Source organism: Anthropogastromicrobium aceti, from assembly GCF_020687335.1.
Classification (GTDB): Bacteria; Bacillota; Clostridia; order Lachnospirales; family Lachnospiraceae; genus Anthropogastromicrobium; species Anthropogastromicrobium aceti.
The window spans coordinates 42,379-55,201 of the sequence record NZ_JAJEQN010000026.1; the positions used below are offsets into that span (position 1 = coordinate 42,379).

Annotated in this window: 9 protein-coding genes; 8 read left to right on the top strand and 1 reads right to left on the bottom strand. The window is 41.0% G+C overall.

Features of this window, described 5'->3' with window-relative positions:
* Window position 1: 1 nt before the first annotated feature.
* The 5 genes from LKD48_RS10595 (at window position 2) to LKD48_RS10615 (ending at window position 7,720) form a co-directional block, all read left to right on the top strand.
* The gene (locus LKD48_RS10595; protein ID WP_308732008.1) at window positions 2-943 is read left to right on the top strand and encodes an ABC transporter permease; all 942 of its coding nucleotides are present in this window, start codon (window positions 2-4) and stop codon (window positions 941-943) included.
* A 13-nt stretch (window positions 944-956) separates the two neighbouring features.
* Window positions 957-1,382 carry a cytidine deaminase gene (locus LKD48_RS10600; RefSeq protein WP_066558467.1) on the top strand — a complete coding sequence of 142 codons (426 nt, stop codon included), beginning with the start codon at window positions 957-959 and terminating at the stop codon, window positions 1,380-1,382.
* Window positions 1,383-1,565: 183 nt separating this feature from the next.
* On the top strand, window positions 1,566-3,053 hold the full coding sequence (locus LKD48_RS10605) for a hypothetical protein (RefSeq protein WP_308732009.1): 1,488 nt from the start codon (window positions 1,566-1,568) through the stop codon (window positions 3,051-3,053).
* A 231-nt stretch (window positions 3,054-3,284) separates the two neighbouring features.
* Window positions 3,285-5,291 carry a fructose-1,6-bisphosphatase gene (locus tag LKD48_RS10610; RefSeq protein WP_308732016.1) on the top strand — a complete coding sequence of 669 codons (2,007 nt, stop codon included), beginning with the start codon at window positions 3,285-3,287 and terminating at the stop codon, window positions 5,289-5,291.
* A gap of 122 nt (window positions 5,292-5,413) precedes the next feature.
* On the top strand, window positions 5,414-7,720 hold the full coding sequence (locus LKD48_RS10615) for an alpha amylase C-terminal domain-containing protein (RefSeq protein WP_227100387.1): 2,307 nt from the start codon (window positions 5,414-5,416) through the stop codon (window positions 7,718-7,720).
* Window positions 7,721-7,782: 62 nt separating this feature from the next.
* Here the strand turns inward: LKD48_RS10615 and LKD48_RS10620 are convergent, their stop codons facing one another.
* On the bottom strand, window positions 7,783-8,724 hold the full coding sequence (locus LKD48_RS10620) for a helix-turn-helix domain-containing protein (protein ID WP_308732010.1): 942 nt from the start codon (window positions 8,722-8,724) through the stop codon (window positions 7,783-7,785).
* Between the two features lie 251 nt (window positions 8,725-8,975).
* Here LKD48_RS10620 and LKD48_RS10625 point away from each other — a divergent pair, with 251 nt between their 5' ends.
* The 3 genes from LKD48_RS10625 to LKD48_RS10635 all read left to right on the top strand — a co-directional run bounded on the left by LKD48_RS10625 (window position 8,976) and on the right by LKD48_RS10635 (window position 12,676).
* A complete protein-coding gene (locus tag LKD48_RS10625) occupies window positions 8,976-9,923 on the top strand; it encodes an ABC transporter permease (protein WP_308732011.1) in 948 nt (315 codons plus the stop codon).
* A gap of 15 nt (window positions 9,924-9,938) precedes the next feature.
* Window positions 9,939-10,856, top strand: a complete 918-nt coding sequence (locus LKD48_RS10630) for a carbohydrate ABC transporter permease (protein WP_308732012.1) — start codon at window positions 9,939-9,941, stop codon at window positions 10,854-10,856.
* A 161-nt stretch (window positions 10,857-11,017) separates the two neighbouring features.
* Window positions 11,018-12,676, top strand: a complete 1,659-nt coding sequence (locus LKD48_RS10635; protein WP_308732013.1) for an extracellular solute-binding protein — start codon at window positions 11,018-11,020, stop codon at window positions 12,674-12,676.
* The last annotated feature ends 147 nt before the right edge of the window (window positions 12,677-12,823 follow it).

The following is a 12,823-nucleotide window of genomic DNA, read 5'->3' on the forward strand; positions in this document are numbered from 1 at the left end:
GATGAATGAATTTATAAAAGATTTCGGACTTTTAATTAATGCAATGCTGATCGCAACGCCTCCGCTTCTGTATGCGGCGCTTGGTTCTTGTATTTCAGAGCGAAGCGGTGTTGTCAACATCGGTATTGAGGGAATGATGACAGTAGGTGCATTTACAGGTGCAGCGCTTTGCTATTTTATTCCAGGTTCACCATGGCTAGCTTTTGTACTTGCTGGAGTAGCCGGTGCGCTTGTTGCAGTGATTCATGCATTTGCCTGCATCACCTGCAACGCAGATCAGACAATTTCTGGTACTGCCATTAACTTTTTGGCACCTGGTATTGCAATTTTTATCTGTCGTGTATTATTCGCAGACAGTACTGATACACCGGCAATTACTGATGACGCAAGCCGTCTTCCGAAGCTTCTTGACGGTGTATTTCCGTCAGGTTCCTTCTGGAATAATGTATTAAATATCCATGTGGCAGGCTACATTTGTTTTATCTGTGTGGCGATTGTCTGGTTCTTGTTCTACAAGACAAAGTTTGGTCTTCGCCTTCGCGCAGTAGGTGAGCATCCACAGGCTTGTGATACCCTTGGAATCAACGTAACAAAGACACGCTATATTGCCGTTATCTTATCGGGCTTTTTCTCAGGTCTTGGCGGTGCCTATATAACTATGGCAACTACAAACCAGTTTAAGCCAGCCGTTATCGTAGGTCAGGGCTTTATGGCAATTTCTGCTGTTATTTTTGGTAAATTTACACCTCACGGCGCCATGCTTGCATGTATGCTGTTTGGTCTTTGCAGCGGTGTAAAGGTTCTGGCAGGAACAAGCAATATTATTTCCCCGAACTTAATTTCCATGATTCCGTATATTGTAACAATTCTGGCACTTGTATTGTTTGTCGGAAAGGCAAGAGTTCCGGCTGCAAACGGAAAGCCATATATCAAATCTAAGTAATAGGAATATGTATATGAATATTGATGCAGAAGTTTTAATTAAGGAAGCAATTGAGGCTAGAAAAATGGCCTACACGCCGTATTCTCATTTTAAGGTAGGCGCTGCGCTTCTTACAGCTGATGGAAAAATTTATCGTGGCTGCAATATTGAAAATGCAGGCTATACGCCGAGCAATTGTGCGGAGCGTACTGCATTCTTTAAAGCTGTCAGTGAGGGAGAACGCTCTTTTGCGGCAATAGCAATTGTAGCAGGTCCAGAAAATGGCGATCTTGTGCTGACTGCACCATGTGGTGTATGCCGTCAGGTTATGATGGAATTTTGTGATTATGAGACCTTCCCAATTATTCTGGGAACCTCACCGAAAGATTATAAAATCATGACCTTAAAAGAAATTCTTCCGCTTGGTTTTGGACCGAAGAATTTAAACATTGAGCTTTGACAAATAAAAAAAATTGAAAAATGCTGACCTAGGGGAAAGACTTTAGGTTGGCATTTTTTATTGATTTTTATAACTTATTCAATGAAATTGGTAAAATTGAATTGAATTGTTTGAAATTTTGTGCTATGATAGGTGCAGAAATCACATAGAAAAAGCTGCATGGCAGCGAAAGAGAGGTAACAAATGGCAGAAGAAAAGATGCAGGCAGCAAAGGTTCTGCTTAAAAATCCATACAGACAGGTAATACTTCAGGATTATAATAAGACATTAGAAAGTCATAAATTCCGTAAAAAGGCAGAAGAAATTGAAAATGAGCTTTCATGGTTTACAGGAAAAAGCAGCCAGTACAGAGTAGAGGATCGTCAGGGCTTCTTTAAACATTTTCAGGAGCATTATGCAGGCAAAAAGCATGCACCATTAGCACCTATGTATCGCCCGCTTAGCTCCTACAAGTTTGGCGAGGAACCGCAGATTGTTTATTTCATGATGCTTTTTGTAAAGAAGGATGAGGATTTAAAGCAGTTCCAGAATGATCATCCGAATCGTCAGGAGGTGCTTTCTAGTGATGTGCTTCGTATTCGCTATCTGAAGCTTCGCAATGAATATCGTCTGCTTGGAGCTTTGCTTGACAGCTTAGATAAGGGTGTTGGCGCAATTGAGGTAACTATTGCAGAGCATTTTGTAACTGATTATACTCAGAATATGGATAAGTTAAGCATATCCCAGTTAAACAGCCGTTTCTTCCGCTCATTACGTGCACAAAAGACTGATCAGAGTTTTGCACTGTTAGAGCTTTTAAAGGAGAAGGATGCACCGGATACAGATTATATGGAGCTGCTTGCAACATATAATGCAAGAGATTTTGAAAAGTTAGTTGAGCTCGCAGATAAGTTCACGAAGGAAAACAGAAACTATCAGCCAGTTATGGTACTTCGCACAGAGGCACAGGCTCGTCTTGGAAATATTCAGGGATTTATTGACAGCTTTAAGGCAGTTGATGATGAGGTAGTTGATACAGTTCATTTCCTGTTCTTATTGCAGGAGCTGATCACTCATGCAGATTATAAGGAACTGGATAATGATGAATTTGATCTTTCTATTCAGGAGCTGTTAAAGAGCAAATTTAAGCAGGTAGAATCCTCCACATTTGCAGGTCCGGTTAGCAGAAACTTTGTAAACTTCCTGCTTGAAGGTCTTCCGATTGCAGAGGAGCTTGCAGCAATTAAGAAGGAAAAGGGTGAGGATGCAATTCCACAGGATCGCTTAGATCGTCTGTATCAGCTGCAGATGGCGCTAGATCTTTATCCAAATGAGGATGTGAGCAGCTTAATTGATATTGAAACTATTGAGGAAAATGGATCTGCAAAGAGCAGAGAGAAGATTGGCCGTCTGGCACTGAGTCTGCTTCTTGAGAAGAGCCAGGATAAGAGCTTTGATAATATTTATCTTGCATTCCAGGCACTGGCACGCATGGGACTTCAGAAGGCATTTGTAAGCAATGTTGAGAACAATTTGCCAGCGCTTGTTCAGTTTGGAAGAAGTGGACAAAGAAGAGCATTTGATCTTATTAAGGCCGCTTATATCGCAAAGAAAGGTGCAGGTCTTGATACAGCAGAGCTTGAGAAGATTCTGACAGAAAATAATATTAGTCTTGAGACTGAAGAGAAATAAATCCGCAGCTATGCTGCCGGAATGCAAAAAGGGGCAGCTGCTTTTTGAGCAGCCGCTCTTTTTGTTACCATGATCTATGGATAAACGCCTTTTGATTCGTTCCCGGGCACGGCAAAAGACGATATGAAGACAGTATGTACAGAATATCTTGTTTTATTCTGTTCGACACGAGATTTTTCACCGGCATTTGTGCCTGAAATAAAAGGCACAGGAAGATATGAGGATTTAAGAATGGAAGAACGATATTTGCAGCTTTTGGCAAGAGAATACCCAAACCGTCAGGCAGCGCTGTGCGAAATCGCAAATTTGACAGCAATGAGCAGCCTGCCAAAAGGAACAGAATATTTTTTTAGTGATCTACATGGGGAGCATAAGGGCTTTTCAGAGCTGATGAACGGGGCATCAGGAGTAATTCGTGAGAAGATTCGTATTCAATTTCAGGATGTACTGACTAATCCACAGCAAAATCAGCTTGCCAATTTGATTTATGATCCAGTTAAGGTACTTAGTTTAATGCATGAATATGGCAGGGACACAAATGAATGGCTGAAGAATACTATTTTTTATCTGACGCAGCTGTGCCGCAGTGTCAGTGCTAAATATTCACGTGTGCATGTGAGAAGCAAAATTCCGCATGAGTATGATTATCTTATGGAAGAGCTTTTATATCCAGGCCAGGACGAGGGTCGTTTAGAATATGGAAGCAGCATTATTGAGGCAGTTGTGTCAAGTGGGCTTGCAGATACATTTATTCCCCAGTTTTGCAAGTTAATCCGCAGTCTGACAATGGATTGGATTCATATAATCGGTGATATTTTTGACAGAGGACCACGCCCAGACAGGATCATGGAAGAGTTAATTGAATATGGTGATGTTGATATTCAGTGGGGAAATCATGATATTTCATGGATGGGTGCTGCATGCGGAAACCGCGTATTAATTGCAAATGTTGTGCGCATGGGAATTAGCTATAACAATTTCGACTGCCTTGAAGATGGTTATGGAATTAATTTGCGTCCTTTATCAGATTTTGCATCAGAGGTTTACCATGATGATTTATGCGAGTGCTTTTTGCCAAAGGTATTAGATGAAAATGTCTATGATAAGGTGGCAAAGAGTCTGTCAGCTAAGATGCATAAAGCGATGGCTGTTATTCAGCTAAAACTTATTGGCCAGATGGTGCACCGTCATCCAGAATATCATATGGAAGATAGAAATTTGCTTGAACATATTGATTACGAGAAGGGATTATATAAGTATAATGGAATCACGTGTCCGTTAACTGATACGAATTTTCCAACGGTTGATCCCAAAAATCCGCTTGAGCTTACACAAAAGGAAGCACAGCTTATGGATGTGTTAGCTGCATCATTTGCACACAGCGAAGCTTTGCAGCGTCATGTGCGTTTTCTTTACAGCAGCGGAAGCATGTATTTATGTATGAATGGAAATCTGTTATTTCATGGCTGTATTCCGATGAATGAAGATGGAAGCTTTGAAAGAGTCGAGGTGGATGGAGAAAAATATGCCGGCAGGGCGCTGCTTGATCGTCTTGAGCGAGCAGCAAGAGAAGCCTATTTTCTCCCTAAGGATCATCCGGATAAGCAAAAGAATGTTGACAAAATGTGGCTTTTATGGTGCAGTGCACAGTCACCTTTATTTGGTAAGAGCCGAATGTCTGCATTTGAACGATATTTTACAAAAGAGAAAGCACTGCATGAGGAGGTATATAATAGCTATTACCGTCTGAGTGCAGATCCACATGTGTGCGATCAGATTTTAAAGGAATTTGGCGTAGATCCTGTACATGGTCATATCATAAATGGTCATGTTCCAGTTCGTCAAAAAGACGGTGAAAATCCTGTTAAGGCAGATGGAAAGCTATATGTAATTGATGGAGGACTGTCAAAAGCTTATCAGGCAAAAACTGGTATTGCTGGTTATACGCTGATTTTTAATTCACATTATCTTGCGCTGGCGCAGCATCATGATTATATTTCACATCCATTGTCCAAACCAGAATCAGATGAAATGCCAACTCTTCAGATTACACAGAAAATGGACAAAAGAATACTTGTGTCAGACACAGACGCGGGTAAGAAGCTCTCTCAAAGAATGGATGAACTGCGCCTTCTTGTAAAGGCATATGAAAATGGCAGTATAGTAGAACGAGCCATTGGTTCATATCCTAAAACGATTCAGAGCCTTCATATGGAAACTATGGAAATTGTACGATAACGTTAAAACAAACACGAATATTCATAGAGATATTGACGAAAAACATAAAAAGGTGTATGATATATCTGTCTATTCGTAATTTCAGAAAAGGTTTTGTAGGAACCGGAAAGGTAAGGAAAGTTATGAAGTACAAGATTATGGAATACGATGATGTGCTGAAGCTTTATGAGGCTGACCTAGATCTGCGCGTCAATGATTATCATAAAAAAAGGGAGGAACTTATTGGCGCAAATGGATCAATTGTGGATTTTGCCAATGGACATGAATACTTTGGTATACACAGAACATCAGAGGGCTGGGTTTACCGTGAGTGGGCACCTGGCGCTTCCAAGATGTATTTGGCAGGTGAGTTCAATGGCTGGAATCACAGAAAGCATCCGATGGAGCGTTTAGAAAACGGCGTTTTCGAGATAAAGCTTTCTAAGGATACGCTGTGGAATGGATGTAAGGTCTTAGCAATTGTAGAGCATGATGGTCAGGAGCTTGAGAGAATCCCGCTGTATGCACGCAGAGTTGTTCAGGATCCTACAACCTATCTTTGGAGTGCAGAGGTTTATGATCCGGAGACACCATTTGCATGGACGGATCAGGATTTCCACAGTGAACTTCCGCCGTATATTTATGAGTGTCATGTTGGTATGGCTCAGGAGGAGAGAAAAGTTGGTTCTTATCTTGAATTTGCAGATAAGATACTTCCGCGTATTCAAAACCTTGGATATAATACTATTCAGATTATGGCCATTATGGAACATCCTTACTACGGTTCATTTGGTTATCAGATCGGCAGCTTTTTCGCACCAGCTTCCAGAAGCGGTATGCCTGAAGATTTGAAATATCTTGTAAATAAAGCACACAGCATGGGTATTCGTGTGCTGCTTGATGTTGTGCATTCTCATGCGGCAAAGAATACACGTGAGGGAATCAACGAGTTCGATGGAACAGATTACCAGTTCTTCCACAGTGGCGCAAGAGGCTATCATCAGGCTTGGGATACCAGATTGTTTAATTATGGAAAGAATGAAGTTATTCATTTCCTGCTTTCAAATTTAAAGTACTGGATGAAGGAATTCCATTTTGATGGTTTCCGTTTTGATGGTGTTACAAGTATGCTTTATCTTGATCATGGTCTTGGAACAAGCTTTGACAATTATGACAAGTATTTTTCCATGAACACAGATATTGAAGCAATTACTTATCTTACATTGGCAAATGAGCTTATTCATGAGGTAAATCCGAATGCAATGAGTATCGCAGAGGATATGTCAGGTATGCCAGGCATGTGTATTCCAATTGAAGAGGGCGGTATTGGTTTTGATTATCGTCTTGCAATGGGTATTCCAGATATGTGGATCAAGTTCTTAAAGGAATACAAGGATGAAGATTGGGATATGTGGAAGCTTTGGCATGAGCTTACCAGCCACAGACCACATGAGAAGGTAATTGCTTATGCAGAGTCTCATGACCAGGCACTTGTTGGTGATAAGACAATTATGTTCCGTTTATGTGATAAGGAAATGTATTGGTCTATGGAGAAGAATACCCAGAACTACATCATTGACAGAGGTGTGGCACTGCACAAGATGATTCGCTTTATTACGATGACACTTGGCGGCGAGGGCTATTTAAACTTCATGGGCAATGAATTTGGTCATCCAGAGTGGATTGATTTCCCGAGAGAGGGCAATGGCTGGAGCTATCATTATTGCAGACGTCAGTGGAGCTTAGTTGACAATCCAAACTTAAAGTACTGCTGGTTGAATGATTTTGATAAGGCAATGATTTCCTTCACAAAAGAGCATCATATCTTAGAAGATGAGAACCCATACAATATGTGGGTACATCAGCAGGATGATATGATGATTTATGAGAAGGGAAATGTTGTATTTGCATTTAACTTCCATCCAAATCGTTCTTTTGAGGGCTATTTTGTTCCAGTATCTAAGGCTGGAAAGTATCATGCTGTATTGACATCAGATGAGAGCAGATTTGGTGGACAGGATCGTATTGCGAAGGACGTTGTCTATAATACGGTTGAACTTCCAGATGGAAGAACAGGCTTCTTTGCTTATCTGCCAAGCCGTACAGCAGCAGCATTTTGCAGAATCGAGGATGCAGTATCAAAAAAAGAGACTGCCGCAGCTAAGGATGCGGTAGAAAAACCAAAGAGAGGCCGTCCGAGAAAAGCAAAGACAGAAGAACTCACAGAGGCAGCAAAGACAACAGAAAAGCCAACTAGATCAAGAAGAGTAAAAAAGGAAGCTGCAGAAGAAGTACCGGCAGAGAAGCCAAAGAGAGGTCGTCCGAGAAAGGTAAAGGAACAAGAACCAGAAGAGACGCCAAAAAAAGAGGCAGCAGAGGTACCAACAGAAAAACCAAAGAGAGGCCGTCCGAGAAAAAAGCCAGTTGAGGCAGCGGCACCTGAAAAATAATTATTATATGAATATATGAAAAAGAGGAACTGTTTTTTTGCAGTTCCTCTTTTTTAGATGACTTATCGTTCTGCTTCCATCCAGCCATTAAATTTCATGATCTTAGCTTTTTGCAGTCGTTCATCCTGACTGTCACAGCAGCGATATTCTCGTGGTGACATGCCGATCATACGGCTGAAATAACGGTTAAAGCTGGAAATTGAGTGGAAACCAACATCTTCCGATATATTTAATATAGAGTTTTCAGTTGAGCGAAGCAGGTAGCACGCCTTGTTGATACGTACTGTATTTAAATATTCGAGTGGGCTGCGGCCCATCGCAAGATTAAAGATACGTCTGAAATGTGTTGGACTTAATCCGCATAGCTCTGCTAAGTAATCCATAGAAAAGCTTATCATATAATTTTGCTTGATATACTCTAGGGCCGGGACGATCGAGAGCGTAGAGGCACTGTCTAACATTTCAGGTGCAGTTTCCTGCTTAGGAAGAAAATTAACAGCGTCAATCAGCAGTGAAAGAAAATCAGAACGAACCTTTAAGTGGTGGTTTGATGGCTTTTCCTGCATTGAATAGCATATCTGATTAAAATAAAAGGAAACAGAAGGGCTTTGACCTGCTGGAATTAAAAAAGCAGAATTTATTTTTCGAAGCAATTCTGATGTTTGCTTAGCATATCCGCCAGTCAATGGGTCAAGAAGCTCCTGCGGATCGACAAACAGGTATGTCCATAGACTTTGTGTACCAGGTGCACTATATGTTGTGTGAGGAATGTTTCGTGCAATTATGGTAATATCGCCAGCCGAAAAATGGCGGCTTTCTTTTTGGATAATTAGTGTACCTTCTCCTTCGTGACAAAGACCAATTTCAAGACAGTTATGAAAGTGAAGATTGGCACTTGGAACATCAGAAATCCACCACTGGTTTCCTGTCAGCAACAGAATAGGAAATTCAACACGAAGCGGGTAATTACGAAATTCAGTAATAATATTTTTTTGTTTAGCCATAGTATACTCCATTAATGATAATGATTTTGTATAAAATCATCTGTTAGTGTTACTTCTATTCTAAAGTAACATGTCATCTTTGTCAAATTAAAAAGCAGAGGGCGGCTATGAATACACAAAATATATGAAAAGGGTTGAAATTGCATAGTATATGGAAAGGTTTGATTAGAAAAAATGATAGAGTGTGCTACAATGAAGACAATCAAGGGCAACATATTGCACTATAAAAAAGAGAAAGGAGGAGACAAACTATGGCAAAAGCTACAATTAGCAAGGGCGTAAAGACAAAAACGACCTGGGCAAATGCTTTGAAACGGGACTGGCAGTTATATCTGCTTTTGATGATTCCGGTTGCTTTAGTTGTGATCTTCAATTATGCATCATATGGCGGCATTCGTATGGTATTTATGGACTATAAACCTGCAAAGGGTTATGCCGGCAGTAAATGGGTAGGTTGGGCAACGTTCCAGAAGGTATTTAAGGATAAGGATTTTATCCGTGCGTTAAAGAGTTCTATCGTATTTAACCTTTTGGATCTGGCAGTTGGTTTTCCAATGCCAATCATTCTGGCATTGATTTTAAATGAACTTCGTTTTCCGCGCTTTAAGAAGGTTACGCAGACTATTCTTTATCTGCCTCATTTCCTTTCTTGGGTTATCGTCGGAAGCGTTGCTTATCAGATGTTCCGTCCAACCACTGGTATGGTAAACGTATTCTTAATGAATGCAGGTATTATCCAGAATGGTATTCCATTTTTGACCGAGAAATGGCACTGGGCAGTAACCTACCTGTTAATCGGTGTATGGCAGGGAATGGGCTGGGGTACCATTATTTATCTGGCAGCAATCACTGGTATCAGCGGTGAGCTTTACGAGGCAGCCATGATTGATGGTGCAAACCGTTGGCAGCGTATGTGGAACATTACACTTCCTGGCATTAGAGGAACTGTTGTCACTCTGCTTATCATGAATCTTGGTAAGGTTATGGGAAGTAACTACGAGCGTCTGGATCAGTTCGGAAATACGCAGGTTAAGGATTTCTCTTATCAGCTTGCTATCTATATTTACGATAAAGGTCTTGCAAGTGCAAAGTTTAGTATGGCAACTGCAGTTGGTATTTTCCAGTCTCTGGTAGGACTTGTACTTGTTTTATTATCTGACCGCATTGCAAAGATGCTTGGTGAGGAAGGATTATTATAAGGAGGGTGAATTGTCATGGCAAAGAAAAAGAAAGAAAATGACATTGTTACCGATGGTAGCAGAGCCATAACTAAATTTCATGTCAGCGACGTCGTGATGGTGGTCATCCTTGTGATCCTGTGTGCGACTTGTGTAGTTCCATTTATTCACTTGCTGGCAAAGTCTGTTTCAAGTAATACAGCAGTTTTGGCAAAAAGAGTCAGCTTTTGGCCGATTGGTTTTAACTTAGATGCATATACATCCATTTTTGAGGATGGTTCTATGGTTAGTTCATTCCTGTACAGTGTAATAGTTACATTAGTGTTTACCTTAATGGGTATGATCGCTTGTACATGTGCAGCTTATCCACTGTCAAGAAAGAGATTAAAGGGAAGAACATTCTTTACCTTTATCCTGATGTTTCCTATGTATTTTAGTGCAGGTTTGATTCCTACATATCTGCTGTATTCTGATTTACATATGCTTGATACTGTGTGGGTATTGATCTTACCATTAATTTATGCACCATACAACATGTTAATTATGAAAACCTACTTCCAGTCCAATATTCCGGACAGCTTGGAGGAGGCAGCATTTCTTGACGGTGCAACAAACTTCCAGATCATCTGGAAAATTGTACTTCCGCTGTCAAAGCCAATTTTGGCAACTTTGTCACTGTTCTATGCAGTAGGACGTTGGAACGCTTATGCAGATAATAAATACTATATTCGTTCTGAGGGTTTAAAGATGGTTCAGTATAAGCTGTCACAGCTTGTATCTTCTGCATCAGAGGCACAGACAGCACAGCTTTCTGGTGAGGTTGTTGTTACAAGTACACCAGAAGTACTTCAGGCAGCATGTATTATGTTCGTAACTATTCCGATCATTTGTGTATATCCGTTCTTACAGAAATATTTTGTAAAGGGTGTTATGATCGGAGCTGTAAAGGGCTGATTGGGATTCAAAAAGATTTTATTACAAATCGTTACGTGAATTATAGAAATGACATAAAAGGAATTTGACAACAAGGGGCAATAAGATACGATATAACGTCGTTGCCTGCTGAAGGCGGCGGCAAAATATATAACGATCTTTATATAAGGAGGAATTTTACTATGAAAAAGAATCTTCGCAAGGTATTCGCCGTATCAATGGCAGGTGCTATGGTAGCAGGATGCATTCCGGCTATGGCAGACGAGGCAGCTTCTACCACAAATTGGGAGCCATTTGCAGAAACCGTGACTCTGAGAGTTCCAGTTTATGACAGAGGTGCAGAAGGTGTTCCGGATGTTTCCAACAACTATTGGACCGGCTGGATTCAGGAGAATTTTGGAGATCAGTACAACATTAAGGTTGAGTACGTTCCGATTACAAGAAGTGATGTTATGACATCATACGCACTGCTTGCAGCAGATCAGAACCTGCCGACAATCTTGATGGAGTATGATTATCCGAAGGTAGCTCAGTGGGCAGATGATGGTTATCTGGCAACCTTTAGCATGGATGATTTCAAAGAGGTAGCTCCTACCTATTATGCATCCATGGAAGAGGGCGGACGTCTGATGTACAGCACACTTGGCGGTGAGACATACTTTGCACTTGCTGAGAGACCATATTATGATACCGTTTATTCATTCCAGACATTTGTTCGTATGGACTGGTTAGAGCAGGTAGGATATGATCATGTACCGACTAAGCGTTCAGAGTATCTTGATGCTATGAACAAGATCATGGAGGCAGGTCTTTGTGAGCATCCAGGCGGCGGTGCAATGCTGACTGGTGTTGGATCTGACCAGAATCAGGCATACAGAACTTATCCTTGCAACGAGGAAGAGTGGGCTATGTACGGCGATTACAACATTCCAGCACTTGGATGGGAGCCAAACTACAACTTGTTAAAGAGAGCAAATGAGGATTACAATTCTGGTATTACTGATCCAGAGTATTACATCATCGACTCTGAGACAGCAAAGGCAAACTTCGTAAATGGCAAGAGCTACAGCTACAGCGGATATGTAAGTGCAAGCACAGATTTCCTGAATGCATTCTATGATCAGAATCCAGATGGAAAGTTAGCAATCACTCCAATTAGCAGTGAAGTAGATGAGTCTGGTGAGGATGGAATCGTAACAGTTCCAGCATGGAGAGCAGAGAACCCATTTGGTATGATCGTTGGATTCTCCAACACAGCAACTGATGATGAGTTAAAGGCTGCATGGATGTACATGGAGTGGTTAAGCCAGCCAGAAAACCTGTACACCTTCCAGTGGGGTATCGAGGGCGAGAACTACAACTTAGACGAAGAAGGCAACCCAGTTACCGTTAGTGATTATAATGGTGATTACAAGCAGGGCTTCAACAACAGCAAGGACTACTGGTGTATCGTAAAGGAAAAGAGAACATTTGATACTGTTGAAGAGAACATCAAGGCTGATACTCCGCAGGATCTGCCGCAGAACTTCACAGATGATATCATTAAGTACTACTATGATCGTCTTGCAATCGCTGATCAGTATGGTTTAAGTGACTGCCAGTTCTCAGTAGTAATCGCTACACAGTCCGAGTATCAGAACACCTTAGGTGAGCTGTACAAGGAGTTCAGAGATGCGCTGACCATGTGCAAGCCAGAAGAATTTGATGCAATGTATGAGGATTATGCACAGCAGTATGCAGATCAGGGATATCAGGAAGTTGTTGATGAGAGACTTGAAGCATTCCAGGCAGGAAACAGCACAAGACTTCCAGAGAACCAGAAGGCAGCTGACGCTGAATAATTCTGAAAAGTTATTCAAAAATGAATTAAAAGTGAAATAAAAAAGAATCACCCGCTACTGATTTTATGATTGATATGCTACCCTCATATAGGACAATGAAATATAAAAGTCCTATATGGGGGTATTTTCATGTTCAGAAAGAGTAAG

What these genes read in the sequence shown, in the direction of transcription:
- LKD48_RS10595 (WP_308732008.1), top strand. Translation starts at nt 2, where the DNA reads ATGAATGAATTTATAAAAGATTTCGGACTTTTAATTAATGCAATGCTG.
- LKD48_RS10600 (WP_066558467.1), top strand. Translation starts at nt 957, where the DNA reads ATGAATATTGATGCAGAAGTTTTAATTAAGGAAGCAATTGAGGCTAGA.
- LKD48_RS10605 (WP_308732009.1), top strand. Translation starts at nt 1,566, where the DNA reads ATGGCAGAAGAAAAGATGCAGGCAGCAAAGGTTCTGCTTAAAAATCCA.
- LKD48_RS10610 (WP_308732016.1), top strand. Translation starts at nt 3,285, where the DNA reads ATGGAAGAACGATATTTGCAGCTTTTGGCAAGAGAATACCCAAACCGT.
- LKD48_RS10615 (WP_227100387.1), top strand. Translation starts at nt 5,414, where the DNA reads ATGAAGTACAAGATTATGGAATACGATGATGTGCTGAAGCTTTATGAG.
- LKD48_RS10620 (WP_308732010.1), bottom strand. Translation starts at nt 8,724, where the DNA reads ATGGCTAAACAAAAAAATATTATTACTGAATTTCGTAATTACCCGCTT.
- LKD48_RS10625 (WP_308732011.1), top strand. Translation starts at nt 8,976, where the DNA reads ATGGCAAAAGCTACAATTAGCAAGGGCGTAAAGACAAAAACGACCTGG.
- LKD48_RS10630 (WP_308732012.1), top strand. Translation starts at nt 9,939, where the DNA reads ATGGCAAAGAAAAAGAAAGAAAATGACATTGTTACCGATGGTAGCAGA.
- LKD48_RS10635 (WP_308732013.1), top strand. Translation starts at nt 11,018, where the DNA reads ATGAAAAAGAATCTTCGCAAGGTATTCGCCGTATCAATGGCAGGTGCT.